21 protein-coding genes and 3 pseudogenes are annotated in these 22,664 nt (G+C 60.3%); 10 read left to right on the forward strand and 14 right to left on the reverse strand.

All coding sequences use genetic code 11. The features are described from left to right. The first annotated feature begins 34 nt into the window (after nt 1–34). Nucleotides 35–1,128, forward strand: a pseudogene (aguA, locus tag AC0V2S_RS04945) (agmatine deiminase). 145 nt (nt 1,129–1,273) lie between these two features. On the opposite strand, the pseudogene AC0V2S_RS04950 reads toward aguA, so the two are convergent. The 9 genes and pseudogenes from AC0V2S_RS04950 to AC0V2S_RS04990 all read right to left on the reverse strand — a co-directional run bounded on the left by AC0V2S_RS04950 (nt 1,274) and on the right by AC0V2S_RS04990 (nt 9,584). Then, nucleotides 1,274–2,259 (reverse strand): annotated as a pseudogene (locus tag AC0V2S_RS04950) (GGDEF domain-containing protein). Between the two features lie 135 nt (nt 2,260–2,394). After that, nucleotides 2,395–3,582, reverse strand: a complete 1,188-nt coding sequence (gene desA, locus AC0V2S_RS04955) for a delta-9 fatty acid desaturase DesA (protein ID WP_475508764.1) — start codon at nt 3,580–3,582, stop codon at nt 2,395–2,397. Between the two features lie 449 nt (nt 3,583–4,031). Next, complete coding sequence (locus tag AC0V2S_RS04960) at nt 4,032–4,247, reverse strand: TOBE domain-containing protein (RefSeq protein ID WP_056842174.1); 216 nt, start codon at nt 4,245–4,247, stop codon at nt 4,032–4,034. Nucleotides 4,248–4,278: 31 nt separating this feature from the next. Further along, on the reverse strand, nt 4,279–5,100 hold the full coding sequence (gene ssuB / locus AC0V2S_RS04965; RefSeq protein ID WP_475508765.1) for an aliphatic sulfonates ABC transporter ATP-binding protein: 822 nt from the start codon (nt 5,098–5,100) through the stop codon (nt 4,279–4,281). Continuing rightward, nucleotides 5,097–5,891 (reverse strand): aliphatic sulfonate ABC transporter permease SsuC, encoded by a 795-nt coding sequence (gene ssuC, locus AC0V2S_RS04970; RefSeq protein WP_475508766.1) that lies wholly within the window; start codon nt 5,889–5,891, stop codon nt 5,097–5,099. The genes ssuB and ssuC overlap by 4 nt, the downstream gene beginning before the upstream one ends. 17 nt (nt 5,892–5,908) lie before the next feature. Continuing rightward, a complete protein-coding gene (gene ssuD / locus AC0V2S_RS04975) occupies nt 5,909–7,057 on the reverse strand; it encodes an FMNH2-dependent alkanesulfonate monooxygenase (RefSeq protein WP_475508767.1) in 1,149 nt (382 codons plus the stop codon). Between the two features lie 64 nt (nt 7,058–7,121). Continuing rightward, on the reverse strand, nt 7,122–8,087 hold the full coding sequence (locus AC0V2S_RS04980) for a sulfonate ABC transporter substrate-binding protein (RefSeq protein ID WP_475508768.1): 966 nt from the start codon (nt 8,085–8,087) through the stop codon (nt 7,122–7,124). Nucleotides 8,088–8,270: 183 nt separating this feature from the next. Beyond that, nucleotides 8,271–8,864 carry an NADPH-dependent FMN reductase gene (ssuE, locus tag AC0V2S_RS04985; protein WP_475508769.1) on the reverse strand — a complete coding sequence of 198 codons (594 nt, stop codon included), beginning with the start codon at nt 8,862–8,864 and terminating at the stop codon, nt 8,271–8,273. Between the two features lie 82 nt (nt 8,865–8,946). Continuing rightward, a pseudogene (locus AC0V2S_RS04990) lies at nt 8,947–9,584 on the reverse strand (peroxiredoxin). 248 nt (nt 9,585–9,832) lie between these two features. Here AC0V2S_RS04990 and AC0V2S_RS04995 point away from each other — a divergent pair. Continuing rightward, a complete protein-coding gene (locus tag AC0V2S_RS04995) occupies nt 9,833–10,828 on the forward strand; it encodes a sulfate ABC transporter substrate-binding protein (RefSeq protein WP_475508770.1) in 996 nt (331 codons plus the stop codon). Nucleotides 10,829–10,891: 63 nt separating this feature from the next. After that, entirely contained in the window at nt 10,892–11,212 is a 321-nt protein-coding gene (locus AC0V2S_RS05000; RefSeq protein ID WP_475508771.1) for a low molecular weight protein tyrosine phosphatase family protein, read from the forward strand. A gap of 123 nt (nt 11,213–11,335) precedes the next feature. Here AC0V2S_RS05000 and AC0V2S_RS05005 read toward each other — a convergent pair whose 3' ends face one another. Next, complete coding sequence (locus AC0V2S_RS05005; RefSeq protein WP_475508772.1) at nt 11,336–12,679, reverse strand: OprD family porin; 1,344 nt, start codon at nt 12,677–12,679, stop codon at nt 11,336–11,338. A gap of 273 nt (nt 12,680–12,952) precedes the next feature. Continuing rightward, nucleotides 12,953–13,498 carry a cysteine hydrolase family protein gene (locus tag AC0V2S_RS05010; RefSeq protein ID WP_475508773.1) on the reverse strand — a complete coding sequence of 182 codons (546 nt, stop codon included), beginning with the start codon at nt 13,496–13,498 and terminating at the stop codon, nt 12,953–12,955. Nucleotides 13,499–13,599: 101 nt separating this feature from the next. On the opposite strand from AC0V2S_RS05010, the gene AC0V2S_RS05015 reads away from it, so the two are divergent. Together AC0V2S_RS05015 and AC0V2S_RS05020 are read left to right on the forward strand one after the other, a co-directional pair. After that, complete coding sequence (locus AC0V2S_RS05015) at nt 13,600–14,586, forward strand: GlxA family transcriptional regulator (RefSeq protein WP_475508774.1); 987 nt, start codon at nt 13,600–13,602, stop codon at nt 14,584–14,586. 133 nt (nt 14,587–14,719) lie between these two features. Then, nucleotides 14,720–15,346 (forward strand): class I SAM-dependent methyltransferase, encoded by a 627-nt coding sequence (locus AC0V2S_RS05020; protein WP_475508775.1) that lies wholly within the window; start codon nt 14,720–14,722, stop codon nt 15,344–15,346. On the opposite strand, the gene AC0V2S_RS05025 is transcribed toward AC0V2S_RS05020, so the two are convergent. Both AC0V2S_RS05025 and AC0V2S_RS05030 read right to left on the reverse strand, forming a co-directional pair. Next, nucleotides 15,343–16,272 carry a sigma 54-interacting transcriptional regulator gene (locus tag AC0V2S_RS05025; protein WP_475508776.1) on the reverse strand — a complete coding sequence of 310 codons (930 nt, stop codon included), beginning with the start codon at nt 16,270–16,272 and terminating at the stop codon, nt 15,343–15,345. The genes AC0V2S_RS05020 and AC0V2S_RS05025 overlap by 4 nt on opposite strands. A 73-nt stretch (nt 16,273–16,345) precedes the next feature. Next, entirely contained in the window at nt 16,346–16,927 is a 582-nt protein-coding gene (locus AC0V2S_RS05030; protein WP_475508777.1) for an alpha/beta hydrolase, read from the reverse strand. Nucleotides 16,928–17,287: 360 nt separating this feature from the next. Here AC0V2S_RS05030 and oscA point away from each other — a divergent pair, with 360 nt between their 5' ends. The 5 genes from oscA to AC0V2S_RS05055 all read left to right on the forward strand — a co-directional run bounded on the left by oscA (nt 17,288) and on the right by AC0V2S_RS05055 (nt 21,480). Next, the gene (gene oscA / locus AC0V2S_RS05035; protein ID WP_108095379.1) at nt 17,288–17,473 is read left to right on the forward strand and encodes a sulfur starvation response protein OscA; all 186 of its coding nucleotides are present in this window, start codon (nt 17,288–17,290) and stop codon (nt 17,471–17,473) included. A 146-nt stretch (nt 17,474–17,619) separates the two neighbouring features. Further along, nucleotides 17,620–18,627 (forward strand): sulfate ABC transporter substrate-binding protein, encoded by a 1,008-nt coding sequence (locus AC0V2S_RS05040; protein ID WP_475508778.1) that lies wholly within the window; start codon nt 17,620–17,622, stop codon nt 18,625–18,627. Between the two features lie 158 nt (nt 18,628–18,785). Beyond that, a complete protein-coding gene (gene cysT, locus AC0V2S_RS05045) occupies nt 18,786–19,604 on the forward strand; it encodes a sulfate ABC transporter permease subunit CysT (protein ID WP_475508779.1) in 819 nt (272 codons plus the stop codon). 10 nt (nt 19,605–19,614) lie between these two features. Further along, a complete protein-coding gene (cysW, locus tag AC0V2S_RS05050; protein ID WP_475508780.1) occupies nt 19,615–20,487 on the forward strand; it encodes a sulfate ABC transporter permease subunit CysW in 873 nt (290 codons plus the stop codon). A gap of 3 nt (nt 20,488–20,490) precedes the next feature. Continuing rightward, a complete protein-coding gene (locus AC0V2S_RS05055) occupies nt 20,491–21,480 on the forward strand; it encodes a sulfate/molybdate ABC transporter ATP-binding protein (protein ID WP_475508781.1) in 990 nt (329 codons plus the stop codon). Between the two features lie 72 nt (nt 21,481–21,552). Here the strand turns inward: AC0V2S_RS05055 and AC0V2S_RS05060 are convergent, their stop codons facing one another. Continuing rightward, nucleotides 21,553–22,326, reverse strand: a complete 774-nt coding sequence (locus tag AC0V2S_RS05060; RefSeq protein WP_475508782.1) for a ParA family protein — start codon at nt 22,324–22,326, stop codon at nt 21,553–21,555. Between the last annotated feature and the right edge of the window lie 338 nt (nt 22,327–22,664).

Here is a 22,664-nt window from a genome sequence, read left to right on the forward strand (position 1 = left end):
TACCGCAAAGAACTACCGATACCGGGACTTGCCAATGACCACACTGAACACCACCCCCCGCGCCGATGGCTTCCATATGCCTGCCGAGTGGGCGCCCCACAGCCAGACCTGGATGGTCTGGCCACAACGGCCAGACAACTGGCGCCTGGCGGCAAGCCGGCGCAGGCGGCGTTCACCGCCGTGGCCAAGGCCATTGCCCGCTTCGAGCCGGTGACGGTGTGCGTCAGCGCCGAGCAATACGAAAACGCCCGCGCGCGCCTGGATAGCGACAACATCCGCGTGCTGGAAATCACCACCGACGATGCCTGGGTACGCGACACCGGCCCGACTTTCGTACGCAACGCCGAAGGCGTGGTTCGCGGTGTGGACTGGGGTTTTAACGCCTGGGGCGGCTTCGACGGCGGCCTGTATTCGCCGTGGATGCGCGACGATCAGGTGGCCAGCAAGATCCTCGAAATCGAGCGCCGCGACCGTTACCGCACCGAAGGCTTTGTGCTCGAGGGCGGCTCGATTCACGTCGACGGCGAAGGCACGGTGATCACCACCGAAGAATGCCTGCTGAACCGCAACCGCAACCCGCACCTGACCCGCGAAGAAATCGAAGCGGTGCTAGGCGACCACCTGGCCATCGACACCGTGATCTGGCTGCCCGACGGCCTGTTCAACGACGAAACCGACGGCCATGTGGATAACTTCTGCTGCTACGTGCGCCCCGGTGAAGTGCTGCTGGCCTGGACCGACGATGCACAGAACCCCAACTACGAGCGCTGCCAGGCCGCCATGCGCGTACTGGAAACCGTAAAAGACGCCAAAGGCCGCCAGTTGGTGGTGCACAAGATGCCGATTCCGGGGCCGCTGTATGCGACCGACGAAGAGTGCGCGGGTGTGGACTTGGTAGCAGGTACGCAGGAGCGTGACCCGTCGATTCGTCTGGCCGGTTCCTACGTCAACTTCCTGATCGTAAACGGCGGCATCATCGCGCCGAGCTTTGATGATCCGAAAGATGCCGAAGCCAAGGCGATTCTGCAGCGCCTGTTTCCGGAGCATGAAGTGGTGATGGTGCCGGGGCGGGAGATTTTGCTGGGTGGCGGGAATATTCACTGCATTACGCAGCAGCAGCCGGCGTAAATCTGTCAGCGAAAAACCCTCTCCCCAACCCTCTCCCGCAAGCGGGCAGAGGGGGCTAAAGCGGAGTATCGGGTCAGAACGCGATCTGGCTCCCCTCTCCCGCTTGCGGGAGAGGGGCTGGGGGTGAGGGTCGCGGCTTACGAATCTACGCGCGAATAATCCGGTTCTTCCCTGCTGCCGCTTAGCGTCATACATCGCCGCATCCGCCCGGGCAAACAGGGTATCCAGCGTCGCGTCAGCGTGGGTCAAACTCGTCAGCCCCTGGCTCACGGTTACGCCAAACGTGGTGCCGTTGCAGCTGAATACCAACCGCTGAATTTCCCGCTGCAAGCGCTCGGCAATCTGCAGGGCCAATTCTTCAGTGCAGCAGGGAAATAACGCAGCGAACTCTTCGCCGCCAATACGCCCGAACAGATCCCCGCGCCGCAAGGCGGCCGTGCCGCACTGGGCAATGCGTTGCAGCACCACGTCGCCCATCGGGTGGCCGTAGGTGTCGTTGATGTGTTTGAAGTTATCCACATCCAACAGCAGAAATGCCAAGGGCGCCTCTTCCTGAGTCGCTTGCTGGAATTTCGCTGTGGGCACATTCGAAGAAGTAGCGGCGGTTGCTGCTCTGGGTCAGCACGTCGGTGGTGGCCAGGCGGTGCAGCTCGCCTTCGAGGTGTTTCTTGTCGGTGATGTCTTCGGCGATGCCCACCACAATCAGCGGTTTGCCGGCTTCGGCCTGGCGGCTGATAAAGCATTGTCGCTCAGCCAGCGCAGTTGCCCATCGGGCCGCAGAATGCGGTATTCGCGGTCTTCCACGGCGCCTTTGACCAGCACTTCGGCAAAGCTCGCGGCGGCATGCTCGACGTCGTCGGGGTAGATGCAGTTCAGCCACTCGCCGTAGTCGGCCAGCAGCAGACCGGCGTTGCGGCCGAACACGCGCTCGTAAGCGGGGCTCACGTAGATAATGCGCTGAGCATCCCAATCAAAGGCCCAGAGCACGGTGTTGACGCTGTCCAACAGCGAGCTGAACAGGTGCTCGCGCTCACGCAAGCGCTCCACTTCGCCACGGCTGTGCAAGAGCGCCAGCGTCAACTCTTCCAATTCAGGAGAAAGCGGCGGGGCGGGGTGAGAATGTTCGTCCATTCGATGTCCTTTTCTAGTAACGAAGCTACGACCATTCGCGCAGCATAAGGTGCCAATTCCTTAGGCAGAAAAAAGCCCGCCGAACGGCGGGCTTAGGCGCTTTACGGCGCTTTTTTAGCGATCTTCTTCTCGTTGTCACAGCGCACCGGCTGGGCGCAGTGAGTAGGTTTTCAGGTGTTCGGCGAAATCTCGCAGCGACTGAATGCCGCTCTGCTCCGCCTCGTGTACCCACACCTTCATCGCTTCAAGCATGTCGTGGCCGTTGCTGCTGGTTTTCACCCAGATATGTTGCAGGGCCAGGCGTTTTTCGTAGATCACTTTCAGCGCCTGGCTTTGCTCCAGCATCACTTGGATACGCGCATGGTGACGCTCGTCCAGCAGGCTGGTTTCACGGGACAACAGGCCTTTGGCACGGTGAAACTTGGCGCGTACCGAGGCGTCGGCCTTGGCCAGCTCCAGTTTTACCAGCGGCGCGATCACGGCGCGGCGGTACTGGGCCATGATCTGGAAACGGTTGTTGAGGATGGCCATGGCGGTGTCCATGTCCAAGTAGCCTTTGCCGGTCACCCGGTGGGCAATCGGGGCCACGCGCTGCACTTTGGCCAGACGCAAGAAGCTGAACAGCTGAATCCACGCCCAGCCCATGTCGAATTCCCACTTGCGCACCGACAACTTCGCCGAGTTCGGGTAGGTGTGGTGGTTGTTGTGCAGCTCTTCGCCGCCGATGAGGATGCCCCACGGCACGAGGTTGGTCGCGGCATCGCGGCATTCGAAGTTGCGGTAGCCCACGGCATGGCCCAGGCCATTGATAACGCCGGCGGCCCACACCGGAATCCACATCATCTGCACGGCCCAAACGGTAATGCCCAAGGCGCCGAACAGGGCCAGGTCGATGACCGCCATGATGGCGATACCACCGAGCGGGAAGCGCGAGTACACCTTGCGCTCGATCCAGTCCTCGGGGCAGTTCTTGCCGTAAATACGCAGGGTTTCCGGATTTTCCGCTTCAGCGCGGTACAACTCCGCGCCGGTTCGCAGCACGGTCGACAGACCTTTGATCACCGGGCTGTGGGGGTCGTCTACGGTTTCGCACTTGGCGTGGTGCTTACGGTGAATGGCAGTCCATTCACGGGTGTTCTGGCCGGTGGTCATCCACAGCCAGAAGCGGAAAAAGTGCTTCAGCGCAGGATGCAGTTCCAACGAGCGGTGCGCGGAATAGCGGTGCAGATAAACCGTCACGGACACGATAGTCACGTGGGTTATCAGCAAGGTGACCGCCAATACCTGCCAGGCCGACAGGTCGAGAAAACCGTTGTACCACATAGATGGAGCTACCTCGGAAAGTGAAGGCGCGGCAGGAGCAGCCAGGCGTGGGCATTATCTCCAAGCAGTGTGAGAAAACCACCCTGCTCTTAGATCAAAATATGTTCAATTTTTAGCCCAGCCTCACGGCTAGTCATCAATGAAAGGCCGCAGGTTACGTTCAGTGACCTGTTATTGAGCAAACTTGGTGCCAGCCTGGGTACGCCGAGCCGGCCAGCGAGCGGAGGCATAGCCTGGGATTTCAGCTGCAAGCGAAGGCAGCAGACACCCGCCAAGCCAGCGTTCTGCAGGGGTTGGGGTGTGCATTGGGGCGGGGAGCCGCATTAGGCTGAGTGGCGGCCAACGGCTTAAAAGCATCGAGGCTGAAGCCTCTCCCACAAAAAGCGCAATCGCGATCCCTGTGGGAGAGGCTTTAGCCTCGATTTCCTGGAAACATCGAACGCAGCTACTTAGAGCTTGGCGATCGATACTTCGGTGGACTTAACGAAGGCAATCACTTCGCTGCCCACGCCCAGTTCCAGCTCTTTAACCGAACGGGTGGTGATCACGGAAGTGACGATGCCCGAAGCAGTTTGTACGTCGATTTCCGACAGTACGTCGCCCAGTACGATTTCCTTGATGGTGCCTTTGAACTGGTTACGGACGTTGATCGCTTTAATGGTCATGGTGTTTCTCCTGGTCTTTCGAGGGGTTTGTTTACAGCGCCCAACGCAGTTGCGTAGGCAAGGGTGAAACAGGTTCGGGTGGCGGCGGGCCGGCGGGAATCTCCAGCACGCGGTTGAGTACTTCGGCTTCCAGTGCCGCCAGGCGCGCCGAGCCACGTTGCCGTGGGCGGGCCAGGTTTACCGGCAGGTCCAGGCCGACATGGCCGTCTTCAATCAGAATCACGCGGTCGGCAATTGCCACCGCTTCGGCCACGTCGTGGGTCACCAGCAGCACGGTAAAACCATGCTTCTGCCACAGGCCTTCAATCAGTTGTTGCATCTCGATGCGGGTCAGGGCATCCAGCGCGCCCAGCGGCTCGTCCAACAGCAGCAGGCGCGGCTGGTGAATCAGCGCTCGGGCCAAGGCCACACGCTGCTTCTGGCCGCCGGACAAGGCCGCCGGCCATTCATGGGCACGCTCGGCCAGGCCGACCGCTTGCAAGGCTTCCAGGGCACGACCGCGCCAGTCGCCGGAAAGGCCCAGGCCGACGTTGTCGATCACCCGTTTCCACGGCAGCAGGCGCGAGTCCTGGAACATCAAACGCGTGTCTTCGCGGGCATCGGCCAGCGGTGCTGAACCGGCCAGCAAGGCGCCGCTGGTGGGCGTATCCAGGCCGGCGAGCAAACGCAGCAAGGTACTTTTGCCGCAACCGCTGCGCCCGACCACGGCGACGAATTGCCCGGCCGGAATCAGCAGCTCGATGTCGTGCAGTACTTCGCGCTCACCGAACGCTTTATGCAGGCCACGCACCGCCAGCGGAATACCACCTTTGAGGTGCTGGGGCGCCACGCCATTAGGGTTGAATGCGTTCATGCGGCACCGCCTTTTTTCACTTGATAGGCGGGGTGCCAGCGCAACCACACACGTTCCAGAGCACGGGCCGTGGTATCGGCCAGTTTGCCCAGCAGGGCGTAGAGCAGAATTGCGACGACGACGATATCGGTCTGCAGAAACTCCCGGGCATTCATCGCCAGATAGCCGATACCGGAGCTGGCCGAAATGGTTTCCGCCACGATCAGCGTCAGCCACATAAAGCCCAGCGCAAAGCGCACGCCGACCAGAATCGAGGGCAAGGCGCCCGGCAGAATCACCTGACGGAACAGGCCGAAACCGGACAGACCATAACTGCGCGCCATCTCCACCAACGCCGGGTCGACGTTGCGGATGCCGTGGTAAGTGTTGAGGTAAATCGGGAACACGGTGCCGAGGGCAACCAGAAAAATCTTCGCCGACTCATCGATACCGAACCACAGAATCACCAGCGGAATCAGCGCCAGGTGCGGCACGTTGCGGATCATCTGCACGGTGCTGTCGAGGAAGCGCTCGCCCCACTTCGACAGGCCGGTGATAAAGCCCAGGGTCAGGCCGATGCTTCCGCCAATCAGAAAACCGATGCCGGCACGCCAGCCGCTGATGGCCAGGTGGTGCCAGATGTCGCCGCTTTTCACCAACGTCACGGCGGCTTCAAACACCGCGCTCGGCGCCGGCAAAATGCGCGTCGACAACCAGCCGGTAACCACCGCCAGTTGCCAGATGGCGAGCAGCGCCAGCGGCAGCACGAAGGGTGCTACGCGGTCGACGACTTTTTTTAGAGGTGTGCTCATGTCTGCGTCCCTGACCGTCAGCTCGCCGATACGGCTTTGGGCAACACGTCGTTGGCGATCATCTCGCCGAACGGGCTGACATAGTTGGCGCCTTCAGGGCGCTGCGGACGGGCCACATCCAGGTGCGGGAACAGCAGCTCGGCCACGCGGTACGACTCTTCCAGGTGCGGGTAGCCGGAGAAGATAAAGGTGTCGATACCCAGGTCTGCGTATTCCTTCACGCGCGCCGCCACGGTTGGGCCATCGCCCACCAATGCGGTACCGGCACCCCCACGCACCAGGCCGACGCCGGCCCACAGGTTGGGGCTGACTTCGAGGTTGTCTTTGCTGCCGCCGTGCAGGGCGGCCATGCGTTGTTGGCCAACGGAGTCGAAACGCGCCAAGGATGCCTGGGCCTTTTTGATGGTTTCGTCGTCCACGTGGGCAATCAGGCGATCGGCCGCGGCCCAGGCTTCTTCGTTGGTTTCACGCACGATCACGTGCAGGCGAATACCGAAGCGTACGGTGCGGCCATGGGCGGCGGCTTTCTCGCGCACTTGGGCGATTTTCTCGGCGACGGCGGCTGGTGGCTCGCCCCAGGTCAGGACCATTTCCACCTGCTCGGCGGCCAGGTCTTGTGCAGCGCCCGAGGAGCCACCGAAGTACAGCGGGGGACGCGGTTGTTGCAGCGGCGGATAAAGCAGCTTGGCGCCTTTTACGGTGATGTGTTTGCCGTCGTAATCGACGGTTTCGCCTTCGAGCACACGGCGCCAGATGCGGGTGAATTCCACCGAGGCTTCGTAGCGTTCTTCGTGGCTCAGAAACAGGCCGTCGCCGGCCAGCTCGTCGGGATCACCGCCGGTGACCAGGTTGAACAGGGCACGGCCATTGGACAGACGATCCAGCGTGGCTGCCTGACGTGCCGCTACAGTCGGCGAAATAATGCCGGGGCGCAGCGCCACGAGAAATTTGAGGTGCGTGGTAACCGGAATCAGCGATGCCGCCACCAGCCAGGAATCTTCGCAGGACCGCCCTGTCGGGATCAGTACGCCACCAAAACCGAGGCGGTCAGCCGCCTGGGCAATTTGTTGCAGGTAGCCGTGATCGACCGCGCGAGCGCCCTGAGCGGTGCCAAGGTAATGACCGTCGCCGTGGGTGGGAAGAAACCAGAAAATGTTCAAGCTCATGGGAGTTGTCTCCTTTAAGTGCCGCTGCCCACGCGGGGCAGCGGCGGTATTGCCGATTAGTTGATTACTGGGCGCTGGCGACTTTGGCCGGCGGCGTCCAGATCACGTCCTTGATGCTCAACGGCTTGGGAATCAATTTGAGTGCGTAAAAGGTGTCGGCGATTTTCTGCTGCGCAGCCACCACTTCCGGGGTGATGAACTGGGCGCCGTAGCCTTGGCGTTTCACCGCGGTCAGGGTGATTTCCTTGGACAGGCCCAGCAGCGGTGCCACTTGTTCGGTGACGGCTTGCGGGTCGGCTTTGGAGTCTTCACCGACTGCACGAACTTCATCGATCAGGGTGGCGATGACTTTCGGGTTCTTCTCGGCGTACGGCTTGGTGGAGAGGTAGAACTGGTGGTTGTCTACCAGGCCCTGGCCGTCACGCAGGGTGTGAGCACCCAGCTGATTTTCGGCGGCAGCCTGGAAGGGGTCCCAGATAACCCAGGCGTCTACGCTGCCGCGTTCGAACGCGGCACGGGCGTCGGCCGGGGCCAGGTACACCACGTCGATGTCGCTGTATTTCAGGCCGGCGTCTTCCAGGGCGCGCACCAGCAGGTAGTGCACGTTGGAGCCCTTGTTGAGCACCACTTTCTTGCCTTTGAGTTCTTTCACCGATTTGATCGGCGAGTCTTTCGGCACCAGGATCGCTTCGCTGTGCGGTGCCGGTGGCTCGGAGGCGACGTAGAGCAGATCGGCGCCGGCGGCCTGGGCAAATACCGGCGGGGTTTCGCCGGTGACGCCGAAGTCCACGGAGCCTACGTTCAGGCCTTCAAGCAGCTGCGGGCCGCCGGGGAACTCGGTCCATTTAACGTCCACGCCTTGTTCGGCGAGGCGTTTTTCCAAGGTGCCTTTGGCTTTGAGCAGCACCAGGGTGCCGTACTTCTGATAACCGATCCGCAGGGTTTCGGCTTGTGCTTGGCTGACGGCGCCCAAAGCGGTGGCCGCAACAAACAGGGCGACCAAACTCCGACGCAAATTTACTGGGCGCATGGCGCTCTCCTTTGCTGTTTAAGTGATGTCGCCTGCTTGCCCGTTGGCGGGTGAGTAAGGCTGATGTTTTTGGTTTTTTTGCCCCCTCTCCCTGAGGGAGAGGGCTGGGGTGAGGGGGAAATCTCAAAGGCCCCTCACCCCCCGCCCCTCTCCCGCAAGCGGGAGAGGGGAGTAACTAATGCGTCAGATACTCCAATTCGCCGCCAGCAACCGCTGATTCAATACATTCGGATCAAGGGGTTTGGGCCGGCGGGCCAGGGCGCTGAGGAACTGTTCCAGCGCGTCTTCCAGGCGCTGCTCCAGGCTCACGGCCAACTGCGCGGCGGCGCCGTTTTCGCCGTAGGCGATCTGGCTGTCATCGGCGAATACACCGTGCTGCACTTCCTGCGCCTTGAGTGCGGTGAGCACCGGGCGCAGGGCGTAATCCACAGCCAGCATGTGCGCGCTGCTGCCGCCGGTAGAAAACGGCAGCAGCACTTTGTGCTCCAGGGCGCGCTCGGGCAGCAGGTCCAGCAACACCTTCAAGGCACCGGAGAACGAGGCCTTGTAAACCGGCGTGGCAATCAGCAAACCGTCGGCCGCAGCCACGTGGGCCTGCAAGGCCTGGATCTGCGGGCTATCAAAGCGGGCATGCAGCAGTTCTTCGGCGTCGAAGTCTTGAATGCGGTAGCTCACCACTTCCACGCCGCGCTGTTGCAGCCAACGCTGCGAGCGCTCCAGCAAGATTCCACTGCGGGATCTCTGGCTGGGACTACCGCTCAACGAAACCACTAACATTGCCTACTCCTTGCCTTGCCGACTTGTTGCTGGGGGCCTTGGCCCGAGGCTCAAGCGCGCTCAGGTATGTACGTTGCCGCTATCAGCGATTGGGTTGAGGGGTTAGGCGCAGGTACGGTTTCACCGCACGGTAGCCTTTGGGAAGCGTTGCTTGATTTCGTCTTCGTCACGCAGCGACGGCACGATCACCACCTCGTCACCGTCCTGCCAGTTGGCGGGGGTGGCAACCTTGTAGGTGTCGGTCAGCTGCAGCGAGTCGATCACCCGCAGAATTTCGTTGAAGTTGCGGCCGGTGCTGGCTGGGTAGGTGATGGTCAGGCGCACCTTTTTGTTCGGGTCGATCACGAACAGCGAACGCACGGTGAGGGTGTCGTTGGCGTTGGGGTGAATCAGGTCGTAGAGGCTCGACACTTTGCGGTCGGCGTCAGCGATGATCGGGAAACCCACCAGGGTGCTCTGGGTTTCGTTGATGTCGTCGATCCATTTCAGGTGCGAGTCGACCGGGTCCACCGACAGGGCGATTACTTTTACGCCGCGCTCAGCGAACTGGTCTTTCAATTTGGCGGTAAAACCGAGCTCGGTGGTGCACACCGGGGTAAAGTCGGCCGGGTGCGAAAACAGCACGCCCCAGCTATTGCCCAACCATTCGTGAAAACGAATGCGTCCTTGGCTAGAGTCTTGTTCGAAGTCGGGGGCGATGTCGCCGAGTCTGAGGCTCATGGTGCAGCTCCTGGTGCATGTCGGTGCGTGGGGCTCACTATGCTCAGGCTGCGTGCAAATTAAAAAGAATAAATAACAATTTATTTATATGATTATGGAATATGAGGCCAAAAGCTCGATGCCGCTTGATGGCATAAGCAAGGAATCAATTATTCTTTATCAGAATAACTCCGGGCTTCTATCATTCGCCGGTTACCCTCATTGCCTATGGGCTTTTTGTCTATGGATCCTGGACTAAGGAAATTTCGATGAAGCGATTGCTCTCTACCTCCCTGCTGGCCGCCGGCCTGGCCCTGGCTTCCAGCGTGCAGGCAGCCACCCTGCTGAACGTTTCGTATGACGTGATGCGCGACTTCTATAAAGACTACAACGCCGCGTTCCAGAAACACTGGCAGGCCGAGGGCAACCCCGAGCTCACCTTGCAGATGTCCCACGGTGGTTCGAGCAAACAAGCCCGCGCCGTAATTGATGGCCTGCAGGCTGACGTCATCACCATGAACATGGCCACCGACATCAACGCCCTGCACGACAACGGCAACCTGCTTCCGGAAAACTGGGCCACCCGCCTGCCGGACAACAGCGCGCCGTTCACTTCGGCCACCGTATTTATCGTGCGCAAAGGCAACCCGAAGGGCCTGAAAGATTGGCCTGATCTGCTGAAAAGCGGCGTAGAAGTGGTAGTACCGAACCCGAAAACCTCCGGCAACGGCCGCTACACCTACCTGTCGGCCTGGGGCTATGTGCTCAAGCAAGGCGGCGACGAAAAAGCCGCCCGCGAATTTGTCGGCAAGCTGTTCAAGCAAGCCCCGGTACTCGACACCGGCGGCCGCGCCGCTACCACCACCTTTATGCAGAACAACATCGGCGACGTGCTGGTGACCTTCGAAAACGAAGCGGAAATGATCGCCCGTGAATTCGGCCGTGGCAGCTTCGAAGTGGTGTACCCGAGCGTGTCGGCCGAAGCCGAGCCGCCGGTAGCCGTGGTCGACAAAGTGGTCGACAAGAAAGGCACCCGCAAAGAAGCCGAGGCGTACCTGAAGTACCTGTGGTCCGATGAAGGTCAACGCATCGCTGCCAACAACTACCTTCGCCCACGCAACCCGAAAATCCTCGCCGAGTTCTCGGATCGTTTCCCGAAAGTGGATTTCTTGCCGGTGGTGAAAACCTTTGGCGAGTGGCCGGTGATTCAGAAGACTCACTTTAATGATGGTGGGGTGTTTGATCAGGTGTACAACGGTCAGTAAGCGCCCGTTGCAACACACCAAGCCCGGCCACTGTGCCGGGATTTTTTTTCGTAGGGAAACGCCGTGAATATTCTGTTTATCTGCAGCAAGAACCGCCTGCGCAGCCCCACCGCCGAGCAGGTGTTTGCTGACTGGCCAGGGGTGAATACCGCCTCGGCCGGGGTCAATCTCGACGCGGATAATCCGGTCAGCCCCGAGTTGCTGGAATGGGCTGAACTGATACTGGTGATGGAGTCGGTGCATCGGCGAAAACTGGCCACTAAATTTCGCCGTCACCTGGCTAACAAACGCGTAGTCAACCTGGGCATTCCCGATGACTACCAGTTTATGCAGCCGGAGTTGGTGGAGTTGCTCAAGCGCAAAGTGGCGGCGTATTTGCCGTAGGTTGGGTTGCGCCAGGCGAAGCCCAACGGGACGATCCAACGCTTGCGCAGCCTCGAGCTTTTGATATTCCAGCAGGCACAAAAAAGCCGGGCAATTGCCCGGCTTTTTATTACCGCGTGGTGCTTACAACAGCGGCAGGGTGTAGCTGACGATCAGGCGGTTTTCGTCGTTGTCAGCGGCGAAGTTGCCGCGCTGACTGGCGTTACGCCAGGTGAAGCCCAGGCCTTTCAGGTCACCGTCTTGCAGCACGTAGTCAACGCGGAAGTCACGTTCCCACTCACGGCCATCGCTACCGGCGCGGTCGATGTTGTCGCCCTTCAGGTAGGTACCGACGGCTTTCAGGCCCGGTACGCCCAGGGAGGTGAAGTCGTAGCCGTATTCAGCCAACCAGGTGCGCTCGCCGGCGTTCTGGAACTTGCCGATCTGGCGGTCGGTGATCAGGTAGGCAGTGGAGCCGTCACCCTGGTTGAGGAACGGGAAAGCACTGTCGCCCGACACTTGCTGGTAGCCGGCGCTCAGCGAGTGGCCGCCCAGGGTGTAGGTGAACTGGCCGCTCCAGGTGCGGTTGTCGATTTCGCCACGAACGATGGATGCACCGGCAGGGGTATCACCGTAGTAACCGGTAGCACCGTAGCCTTCTGCACGGCCTGAAGCGCTGCTGTTCTTGCCGTCGGAGCTGCTGTCGAAGTAACGCAGGTCAGATTTCAGTACGCCCGGGCCGATCGCCCAGTTGTGGATCAGACCAAGGAAGTGCTGTTTGTAGAAGTCATCCAGGTTGCCGTAGTAGTACTGCGCGGTCAGATCCTTGGTGATTTTGTAGTCACCACCGGCGTAGTAGAACTTGTTGGTGTCCGCTTGTTGGCCGCGAACCACTTGAGCCCCAGCTACGCGCAGACCAACGTCATCGGTGGAGCTACGGGTCTTGGTGTTTTCCAACTGCCCGGCGATCAGGGTCAGGCCGTCGATTTCGTTGGAGGTGATCTGGCCACCATTGAACAGTTGTGGCAGCAGGCGACCGTCGTTGAAGGTCACAACCGGCAGTTTCGGTTGCAGGGTGCCGATACGGCCTTCAGTTTTGGAAATACGTACTTTGCCGGTGGCGCCGGCTTTGCCGTAGCTATCGGTGGCGCTGCCGTCGCTTTCCAGCGGGAACAGAGCGCCCGGGGTGCGGCTACGGTCTGCTTTGGTGGCGGTGCCGCCGGAATCCAGTTTGATACCGGCCAGGCCTACTACGTCCAGACCAAAACCTACGGTGCCTTGGGTGAAGCCCGAGGTGTAGTTGAACAGGAAGCCTTGACCCCACTCTTGCTGCGAAGGCGCGTCGGCAGCGGAGTGCTTCACGTTGTTGTCGTAGTAGAAGTTACGCAGACCCAAGGTGGCCTTGCTGTCGTCAATAAAGCCGGCCGCGCCAGCTTGTTGAGCGATGACGCCGAGAATGACGGCCAACGCCAAAGGGGATTTGGTCATGGTGCTTGCTCCAGATGCAGTTCTTTTTAGTTGTCCGACACTGCAAGGAGACCAGCGATTTCAGCTTGCTTGGTGTGGGTCGCTCCGGGGGGGCCGGCGGCGACCGCGCAACAGTAATAAAAATCCCATAAATCTAAAAAGACTTATTAGTTTGTTTTTAATGCTTTTTTAGAATATTAGACACATTTCGCAAAATATGCAGACGGCGCGGGTCATTCAAAAAACTCAACAGCGAATGCCGCGCCGCTTCGTGACCTTAAAGCGCCCTGGCGATCACGCCAAAAACTCCGCAGCCGACACCACTGGCGCATAGCCAAAGGCAAGCGCCGCCATAAAGGCAGCATGCACATGGGCGGCCGGTACTTTCACGCCGTTGAATTCGAGATCGAGGGTGGCGCAGGCGTCGTGAATCACGGTGGTGTCGTAGCCAAAATCCACGGCGGCGCGAACGATGCCGTGGGTGCACATGTGGCTCATGCTGCCGACGATCACCAACTTGTCGATGCCGTGCTGGTCGAGCACCGCTTTCAACTCGGTGTCGCGGAAGGAGTTGATGTGGTGTTTGACGATCACCGGCTCGTTGGCCTGGTTGGCCACGGTCGGATGGATTTGCGCACCTTCGGAGCCGGCGACGAAAAACGGCGCGTCGGCATCAGTGGCTTCGTGGCGGATATGCACCACCAGGTCACCGGCATCGCGGAACGCTTTAAGCACCTGCGCGGCTTTTTCGGCGGCGGCTTCTGCGCCGACCAAGGGCCATTTGCCGGGGGCGAAGTAGTCGTTCTGGATATCCACTAGGATGAGCGCTTGTTTGGACATGGTGTGTTCCTCGGTGCAGGTGGGTAATGTTCCGTGGTTCGCAGTATCGGCCGCCGCCACGCGACCGACGCTTAGCTGGAACGACAATAGCGGTGGGAAAAATGACAAAGCATGAAAACCGTCCGGTGCTGGAGATTGGCCTGCTGGTGTACCCCGGCGCCCAAACCGCTGCCGTGCATGGTTTAACCGATCTGTTTGCCATCGCCAATCGCATGGCCTGCGAGCAGCAGTCTGAGCAGTTGCCGCGGCTGCGGGTCAGCCACTGGAGCGCCGCCACGCCGAGCGAACCACCAGAGCGTCATTACGACAGCCTGCCGGATGTACCGAGCCGCCTCGGCGCCATCGTGCTTCCGCCGTGCATGGACGATATGCCCAGCGGCGACGAAGCCCGCGAGCTCGCCGCCTGGATCAAGCGTAGCCACCAACAGGGCGCCATCGTCGGCTCCATTTGCCTGGGGGCATTTTTGCTGGCGATCACCGGCCTGCTGGACGGCCGCCAAGCGACCACCCACTGGACTCACGGGGAAATACTCGCCAGCCAGTTTCCCTTGCTGAAGGTGAATGTCGACAAACCCATCATCGATGACGGCGACATCATCACCACCGGCGGCCTGATGGCCTGGGCCGAGATTGGCTTGCGCCTGGTGGACCGCCTGCTCGGCCCGAGCATCGCCAACCGCACCGCGCGTTATCTGATGGTGGAACACAGCGACAGCGCACGCGAATGCGGCAGCAACTTCGCGCCCATCCTCGCCCATGGCGATGCGGCGGTGCTCAAGGTGCAGCATTGGCTGCAAGGCAATGGCGCGGTGGATGTGAGCCTGGCGGCGATGGCCGATGTCGCCGGGCTGGAAGCGCGTACGTTTTTGCGTCGTTTCCGCGCCGCCACCGGGCTGAAGCCGACCGAGTATTGCCAACATGTAAAGGTGGGGAAAGCGCGGGAGATGTTGGAGTTCACCAATGGCACGGTCGATCACATTGCCTGGACGGTGGGCTACCAGGACACCGGCGCGTTTCGCGCAGCCTTCAAGAAAATCACCAACCTTTCGCCCAGCGAGTACCGCGGTAAGTTCGGGGTAAAAGCGTAGGTTGGGTTGAGCCGAAGGCGAAGCCCAACGATACGCAAAAATCCGCCCGCCCCCCGCAACCAAACAGAACGCCCTCCCCCCACGTTGGGCTTCGCTTTGCTCAACCCAACCTACGACCCTGCACAGAGCTTCCATGCCCCTGACCCCCGACCAACTCACCCAAATCACCACCCTCACCCTCCAGCACTACAACCAGAGTGCAGAGAGCTTTCGCGAGGGCACCCGTGACCACGACGTCAGCCAGAATATCGCCGCCCTGCTGCGTCATATCGATACGCCAGCGCCGTTGCAAATTCTCGATTTCGGCTGCGGGCCGGGCCGCGATCTGAAGGTGTTCCGCGATATGGGCCACGTCCCGGTGGGCCTGGATGGTTCGGCGAAGTTTGCCGACATGGCCCGCATCGATAGCGGCTGTGAAGTCTGGCAGCAGGATTTTCTCGCCCTGGATTTACCGGCCGAACGCTTCGACGGCGTCTTTGCCAATGCCGTGCTGTTCCACGTGCCGAGCCAGGAATTGCCGCGCGTGCTGCGCCAGCTCTACGCCACGTTAAAACCCGGCGGCGTGCTGTTCAGTTCCAACCCGCGCGGCGACAACCAGGAAGGTTGGAATGGCCCGCGCTACGGCAGTTATCACGACCTGGCGGCCTGGCAGCAGTACCTCGGCGAGGCCGGTTTTAGCGAGTTGGAACACTACTACCGCCCCGCCGGCCTGCCACGCGACCAGCAACCCTGGCTGGCCAGCGTGTGGCGTAAACCTTAAGCGGTTACCTGCTGCACCAGCGCCTGCAGCTGCGCGGCGCCATCGGCCCCGGCGCGTTGCAGCCATTGGCGCAGTTGCTGTTCGATGGCGTTTAACGGCGCACGCACCCCGGCCAGTTCCAGGTGCTCGGGCAGAATCTCCTCGCCACTGCTGACCAGCAGAGCAAAGTGAATAACGTTTTCCAGCTCGCGGGTGTTGCCCGGCCACGGGTGCCACTCCAGCACCTGCTGCGCCGCGGCGCCAATCAGCGGCATCGGCAGGCCCAGACGCTGGGTGTAGATGCCGAGAAAATATTCAGCCATCGGCAAGATATCGCCGATGCGTTCGCGCAGCGGCGGCAGGGCCAGGCGGCCTTCGTTCAGGTATTGGTACAAGCGTGGGTGAAACTTGCCGGCCTCGACCGCCTGGCCGAGGTCGATGCTGGTGGCGGCGACCAAGCGCACATCCACGGGGCTGGCCTGCCCCGAACCGACGCGGGTGACTTCGCGGTTTTCCAGGGCGGCCAGCAGCTTGTCTTGCAGCGCCAGCGGCAGGTCGCCGATTTCGTCCAGGTACAACGTGCCGCCGTTGGCCGAGCCAAACCAGCCGGCGCGGCTGCTGGCGGTGCCGCTATAGGCGCCGGCCGCATAGCCGAACAGTTCGGCCTCGGCGTGGTTCTGGCTGAGGCTGCTGCAGCTCAAGGCCACGAACAGCCCGGCGCGGTCGCTTTCGCGGTGAATATGCCGCGCCAGCAGTTCCTTGCCGGTGCCCATCTCGCCCTGTATCAACACCGGCAAATGGCTCGGTGCCAGTTGGTTGACCTCTTCACGCAGTTGCCGCGAGCGGGCGTCGATAAACACCAGCGCCTTGGCACGAATGCTCAGCGGGCTTTTGTCGGCGTCAGGAAAGGTCAGCAATGGCTGGCCCGGGTGTTCGGTGCGTGACATACGAAAACTCCAAACCAAGCCGACAGACCGTGCTGCGGCTTGGGTAACGGAAAGCGAAAAAAAAGACGCGGAATCAGGCGCTGCGGCGGGCGTGCTGTTCGATGCGGTTTTGCAGGCGGTAGAGGTAGGAAAAACCGCGCTCCCAACGCTGATGCCCGGACTTCACATTGATATGCCCCACGCCGCTGAGAATCGCCGTTTCGGCGCCCCAGTCGCGGGCCAGCTCAATGGCGCGCGCGGCGCTGGCGGCGGCGTCGTTGTCCGAACCCACCACTTGCGCGGGGAACGGCAGCAGCTCACGGGGAATGGGCGCGAAGCCTTTGAGTGCTTCCGGGCAAGCCGGACGTTCCACATCGGCCGGCGCTACCAGCAAGGCGCCGTGTACGCGGCGCAGCAACTCCACCGGCGCATTGGCGGCCCAGTGGGCCACCGTTACGCAACCCAGGCTGTGGGCAATCAGAATCACCGGCGTGGGCTGCGCGGCGATGGCGCGGTCGAGTTCGTTTACCCAGTTGGCGCGGTCGGGGCTCAGCCAGTCGGCTTGCTCCACGCGCTGGCTGTTGGGCAGGCTGCGTTGCCAATGGCTTTGCCAGTGCTCGTCCGGCGAGCCTTGCCAGCCGGGCACTATCAGATAGCGGATCGATTCGCTGCGCATGGGAAACGCCTCCTGCGAAGTACGGTGTGGAGGCCAGTATAGGGAGGGGTCATATACTCGTTAAGGAATAAGAAATTATTTACTTATGCATTAAGTGATATATGAATACTGGCAAAAAGCCGCTTCAGTTTTCCCCCTTCTACCCGTAGAGCCCTCTATTTCCAGGCCTTTCAGGCATTTATCCACACGCTCCGCGCCCGCGCGCGTCGCGATATAGAGATGGGCAAGCGTGGAAATTCAAAATGGTTATATAAAAATTCTTAAATAGTATTTTTAAGAATATTAGGCATTCCCTACTATCCGCTCCACGCCCACTGACCACGAACAAACCTCAGGGCATTTTTTTCAAGGAGCAGATAGATGAGCGCACCCCTTCGTAGCGTTGAGGGCCAGGACGAAGCCGGCATCCTCCGCGAAATTTCCGCTGCCCTGCAGGGCCTGCGTTTTGGCTCGGTGGAAATCACCGTGCACAACGGCCAGGTCGTACAGATCGAGCGCAAAGAGAAATTCCGTCTGCAGCCACCCGCTGCCGGTAAGCAAGCCTAAGCCGAATTGAACAACCCCTTACTGGACGACCAGAGGGCAAACAGATGAACAGAAACACCCGTTGGCAGCCGCGAATGTGCAGCTGAACCCCATAAGAAACTCAGCCATAACACTTGAACAAAATTTGAAATCTTAGGAGTTACACCATGTCCATTCGCCGTTTCGCTTTGGCAGCTTTGACCAGCGCCCTCTTCGCCGGTACCGCCGTCGCCAAGGATTACGAGCTGCTGAACGTTTCGTATGACCCAACTCGCGAGCTGTATCAGGAATACAACGCCGAGTTCATCAAATTCTGGCAAGAAAGCCACAAGGACGACAAAGTCGTTATCCAGCAATCCCATGGCGGTTCGGGCAAACAAGGCCGCGCTGTCATTGATGGTCTGCGCGCTGACGTCGTAACCCTGGCCCTGGCCGGCGACATCGACGAAGTGGCCAAACTGGGCAAACTGCTGCCGGAAAACTGGCAAACCCGTCTGCCGGAAGCCAGCACCCCGTACACCTCGACCATCGTGTTCCTGGTGCGCAAGGGCAACCCTAAAGGCATCAAGGACTGGGGCGATCTGATCAAGAAGGACGTTTCGGTTATCACCCCGAACCCGAAAACCTCCGGCGGCGCCCGCTGGAACTTCCTCGCCGCCTGGGCCTACGGCCTGAAAGCCGGTGGCAGCGAAGCCAAAGCCAAAGACTACGTCGAGCAGCTGTACAAGCACGTGCCGATTCTGGACACCGGTGCTCGCGGCTCAACCATCACCTTCGTGAACAACGGTCAGGGTGACGTGCTGCTGGCCTGGGAAAACGAAGCCTTCCTGGCCCTTAAAGAAGACGGCGGCGCCGACAAGTTCGACATCATCGTGCCTTCGCTGTCGATCCTGGCCGAGCCGCCAGTGGCTGTAGTCGACAAGAACGCCGAGAAAAAAGGCACCACCGCCATCGCGACCGAATACCTGAAACACCTGTACAGCCCGGCTGGCCAGGAAATCGCGGCGAAGAACTTCTACCGCCCACGTGATGCAAAGGTCGCCGCCAAATACGCCAGCCAATTCCCGAAACTGGACCTGGTAACTATCGACAAGGACTTCGGCGGCTGGAAAACTGCGCAACCGAAATTCTTTAACGATGGCGGCGTGTTCGACCAGATCTACCAAGCCCAGTAATCGTTGAAGCAAACCGTTCGACGTAGGATGGGTAGAGGCAGCGCCGAAACCCATCGTTACGCGGATTGATGGGTTTCGCTATTGCTCTACCCATCCTACGGACAGCACAAAGCCTGGAGTCATATCCGGGTTTTCGTGTGTTCAAACCAGGGAAATTTATGTCACGTCGTATCTCTCCAGTCATACCCGGCTTCGGGCTGACGCTGGGCTACACCTTGGTGTACCTCAGTCTGATTGTGCTGATTCCGCTGGCGGCCATGTTCGTCCACGCCGCTCAACTGACCTGGGACCAGTTCTGGGCCATCATCACCGCTCCTCGCGTCATCGCCGCGCTCAAACTGAGCTTTGGCACCGCGCTGTATGCGGCCCTTATAAATGGTGTGATCGGCACCCTGCTGGCCTGGGTGTTGGTGCGTTACACCTTCCCGGGGCGCAAGGTCATCGACGCGATGATCGACTTGCCGTTCGCCCTGCCCACCGCCGTCGCCGGTATTGCCCTGACCGCGCTGTACACGCCCACCGGGCTGGTCGGCCAGTTTGCCGCTGACCTGGGCATCAAAATCGCCTACACCCCGCTGGGTATCACCCTGGCGCTCACCTTCGTGACCCTGCCTTTCGTGGTACGCACAGTGCAGCCGGTGTTGGCCGATATCCCGCGTGAAATCGAAGAAGCCGCTGCGTGCCTTGGCGCCAAGCCGTTTCAGGTGTTCCGCTATATTCTTGCCCCGGCCCTGCTGCCCGCCTGGCTTACCGGCTTTGCGCTGGCCTTTGCCCGTGGCGTTGGCGAGTACGGTTCGGTGATTTTTATTGCCGGCAACATGCCGATGAAAACCGAGATTTTGCCGCTCTTGATCATGGTGAAACTCGACCAATACGACTACCGCGGCGCCACCTCCATTGGTGTGCTGATGCTGGTGGTGTCTTTTGTTCTGCTGCTGCTGATCAACTTGCTGCAGCGCCGCATCGAAAAACCATAAGGAGCGCGCCATGTCTTCACCAACGCTTAGCGCGGCCGCTTCTGCCAACGCCGCTCGCCGGGGCAACGTCAACGCCCGACGCATTCTTATCGGCCTGTGCTGGCTGGTTTTCGTGCTGTTTCTGGTACTGCCGCTGTTTATCGTAGTGTCCCAGGGGCTGAAGAACGGTCTAGGGGCTTTCTTCAGCGCCATTTTCGAACCCGATGCCTTGTCGGCCCTCAAGCTCACGGTTTTTGCCGTGCTGATTTCGGTGCCGCTCAACCTGGTGTTCGGCGTGAGCGCCGCCTGGTGCGTGAGCAAATACTCGTTCAAAGGCAAAAGCATTCTGGTGACGCTGATCGACCTGCCGTTCTCGGTGTCGCCGGTGATCGCCGGTTTGGTCTACGTGCTGATGTTCGGCGCCCAGGGGATATTTGGCCCGTGGCTGCAGGACCATGACATCCAGATCGTCTTCGCCCTGCCGGGCATCGTGCTGGCGACTATCTTCGTCACCGTGCCCTTCGTGGCCCGTGAGCTGATTCCGCTGATGCAGGAGCAAGGCACCCAGGAAGAAGAAGCCGCTCGGCTGTTGGGCGCCAATGGCTGGCAGATGTTCTGGCATGTGACCGTGCCGAATATCAAATGGGGCCTGATCTATGGCGTGGTGCTGTGTACTGCACGGGCCATGGGCGAGTTTGGCGCGGTGTCGGTGGTGTCCGGGCATATCCGCGGCGTGACCAACACCCTGCCGCTGCACGTTGAAATTCTCTACAACGAATACAACCACGTCGCTGCCTTTGCTGTGGCCAGCCTGTTGCTGATCCTGGCGCTGTTCATCCTTCTGCTCAAGCAGTGGAGCGAGTCCCGTATCACCCGCCTTAAAGCCAAAGCGGACGAGGAATAAGTCATGAGTATCGAAGTCCGTAACGTCAGCAAGAACTTCAACGCCTTCAAGGCGCTTAACCAGATCAACCTGGATATCCACAGCGGCGAACTGGTGGCCCTGCTCGGCCCGTCCGGCTGCGGCAAAACCACCCTGCTGCGCATTATTGCCGGCCTGGAAACCCCGGACGCCGGCAGCATCGTGTTCCACGGCGAAGACGTCTCCGGCCACGACGTGCGTGATCGCAACGTCGGCTTCGTGTTCCAGCACTACGCGCTGTTCCGCCATATGACCGTGTTCGACAACGTGGCCTTCGGCCTGCGCATGAAGCCCAAGGGCGAGCGCCCGACCGAAACCCGCATCGCCGAGAAAGTGCACGAACTGCTGAACATGGTGCAGCTCGACTGGCTGGCCGACCGCTACCCCGAGCAACTGTCCGGTGGCCAGCGCCAACGTATCGCCCTGGCTCGCGCCCTGGCGGTAGAACCCAAAGTGCTGCTGCTCGACGAACCCTTCGGTGCGCTGGATGCCAAGGTGCGTAAAGAACTGCGCCGCTGGCTGGCGCGTCTGCACGAGGACATCAACCTGACCTCGGTATTCGTGACCCACGACCAGGAAGAAGCCATGGAAGTGGCCGACCGCATCGTGGTGATGAACAAAGGCGTGATCGAGCAGATCGGCTCACCGGGCGAGGTATACGAGAACCCGGCCAGCGATTTCGTGTACCACTTCCTCGGCGACTCCAACCGCCTGCACGTAGGTGGCGAAGAGCACGTGCTGTTCCGTCCCCACGAAATCTCCTTGTCGCGTCACGAAGTAGAAGGCCACCAGGCGGCCGAAGTGCGTGATATTCGCCCGTTGGGCGCGATCACCCGCGTGACGTTGAAAGTGCCGGCGCAGGATGAGCTGATCGAAGCGGAAGTGGTGAAAGACCACGACAGCCTCACCGGGCTGGTGCGTGGTGAAACCTTGTTCTTCAAGCCCAAGGTTTGGCAGGCGCATAAGCAGGTCTGACCACTGCCTCGTGTTGCCCACTAAAAAGCCCCGCATGCGGGGCTTTTTGCTTTGGACTGAGCTGCGCGGCGGTTAAGCGCCCTTTTCCAACAAATCGTGCAACTCCACAAACTGCAACGTCAGCTTGTGCTTGGGCTCGAGATAAATCAGCGGAATCGAGGCCTGGTGCGATTCGCGCATTTTCACCGAGCTGGTCAGGTACACCGGCAGCACCGGCAACCCTTCAGCAATCAGCTCATCCAGCAACTGCTGCGGCAGACTGGCGCGGGCCTGGAACTGGTTAACCACGATGCCTTCGACTTCCAGGCCTTCGTTGTGGTCTTCCTTCAGTTCGTTGATCTCGCCAAGCAGGCCGTATAGCGCCTGGCGGGAAAAGCTGTCGCAATCGAACGGAATCAGCACGCGATCCGCCGCGATCAGCGCCGAAACGGCATAGAAATTGAGCGCCGGCGGGGTATCCAGGTAGATGCGGTCGTAGTCCTCGGCCAAATCGTCGAGCAACTTACGTAGTTTGTTGATCTTGTGCTTGGCCTCCAGCTTGGGCTGCAGGTCGGCCAACTCGCGGGTGGCGGTTACCACGTGGAGGTTTTCGAACGGGGTTTCGTAGATATCCACCTGACCTTTCTTGGAGAAGGGGCCGGTGGAGAGGGTTTGCTTGAAGAAATCGGCAATCCCCATGGGGATGTCTTCACCGGTCAGGCCGGTCAGGTATTGCGTGGAGTTGGCCTGGGCGTCCAGATCGATCAACAGGGTGCGGTAGCCCTGGCTGGCACTCACTGCGGCCAGGTTGCAGGCAATGCTGGATTTCCCCACGCCGCCTTTCTGGTTGAACACTACACGTCGCATATTCCACCTCGTCCTGAGCCTCGAATAGCCTGGGATTCTATGCAAAGCGCAGAGCCAGAGCGAGGTGCAGTATTGAACAGTGACCAGCGGCGCGGATATTTCACGCAAAGATGGGCAAAATAGCGCCCGCAATCGCGCTTGTAGGTAACGCCTTACAAACATACCAGCCAAATCTTTGCTGAATGTTTGCCTGAGCCCCGCCACGTCGGGATAATGCCGGCACTTTGCTATGGCGCTATTGCGGTTGTGCTTTCCCACAACGGCGAAGACAGCTGTTGCTGTCGGATAGACCTGGTCCCCGGAGCCAGGAGCGATCGCCTTTTTTTACATGGACGCAA

The organism is Pseudomonas sp. CC11G, assembly GCF_056174845.1.

Bases quoted from the DNA above. Each gene is read 5' to 3' on its own strand.
- desA (WP_475508764.1), bottom strand. From the start codon at position 3,582: ATGTGGTACAACGGTTTTCTCGACCTGTCGGCCTGGCAGGTATTGGCG.
- AC0V2S_RS04960 (WP_056842174.1), bottom strand. From the start codon at position 4,247: ATGACCATTAAAGCGATCAACGTCCGTAACCAGTTCAAAGGCACCATC.
- ssuB (WP_475508765.1), bottom strand. From the start codon at position 5,100: ATGAACGCATTCAACCCTAATGGCGTGGCGCCCCAGCACCTCAAAGGT.
- ssuC (WP_475508766.1), bottom strand. From the start codon at position 5,891: ATGAGCACACCTCTAAAAAAAGTCGTCGACCGCGTAGCACCCTTCGTG.
- ssuD (WP_475508767.1), bottom strand. From the start codon at position 7,057: ATGAGCTTGAACATTTTCTGGTTTCTTCCCACCCACGGCGACGGTCAT.
- AC0V2S_RS04980 (WP_475508768.1), bottom strand. From the start codon at position 8,087: ATGCGCCCAGTAAATTTGCGTCGGAGTTTGGTCGCCCTGTTTGTTGCG.
- ssuE (WP_475508769.1), bottom strand. From the start codon at position 8,864: ATGTTAGTGGTTTCGTTGAGCGGTAGTCCCAGCCAGAGATCCCGCAGT.
- AC0V2S_RS04995 (WP_475508770.1), top strand. From the start codon at position 9,833: ATGAAGCGATTGCTCTCTACCTCCCTGCTGGCCGCCGGCCTGGCCCTG.
- AC0V2S_RS05005 (WP_475508772.1), bottom strand. From the start codon at position 12,679: ATGACCAAATCCCCTTTGGCGTTGGCCGTCATTCTCGGCGTCATCGCT.
- AC0V2S_RS05010 (WP_475508773.1), bottom strand. From the start codon at position 13,498: ATGTCCAAACAAGCGCTCATCCTAGTGGATATCCAGAACGACTACTTC.
- AC0V2S_RS05015 (WP_475508774.1), top strand. From the start codon at position 13,600: ATGACAAAGCATGAAAACCGTCCGGTGCTGGAGATTGGCCTGCTGGTG.
- AC0V2S_RS05020 (WP_475508775.1), top strand. From the start codon at position 14,720: ATGCCCCTGACCCCCGACCAACTCACCCAAATCACCACCCTCACCCTC.
- AC0V2S_RS05025 (WP_475508776.1), bottom strand. From the start codon at position 16,272: ATGTCACGCACCGAACACCCGGGCCAGCCATTGCTGACCTTTCCTGAC.
- AC0V2S_RS05030 (WP_475508777.1), bottom strand. From the start codon at position 16,927: ATGCGCAGCGAATCGATCCGCTATCTGATAGTGCCCGGCTGGCAAGGC.
- oscA (WP_108095379.1), top strand. From the start codon at position 17,288: ATGAGCGCACCCCTTCGTAGCGTTGAGGGCCAGGACGAAGCCGGCATC.
- AC0V2S_RS05040 (WP_475508778.1), top strand. From the start codon at position 17,620: ATGTCCATTCGCCGTTTCGCTTTGGCAGCTTTGACCAGCGCCCTCTTC.
- cysT (WP_475508779.1), top strand. From the start codon at position 18,786: ATGTCACGTCGTATCTCTCCAGTCATACCCGGCTTCGGGCTGACGCTG.
- cysW (WP_475508780.1), top strand. From the start codon at position 19,615: ATGTCTTCACCAACGCTTAGCGCGGCCGCTTCTGCCAACGCCGCTCGC.
- AC0V2S_RS05055 (WP_475508781.1), top strand. From the start codon at position 20,491: ATGAGTATCGAAGTCCGTAACGTCAGCAAGAACTTCAACGCCTTCAAG.
- AC0V2S_RS05060 (WP_475508782.1), bottom strand. From the start codon at position 22,326: ATGCGACGTGTAGTGTTCAACCAGAAAGGCGGCGTGGGGAAATCCAGC.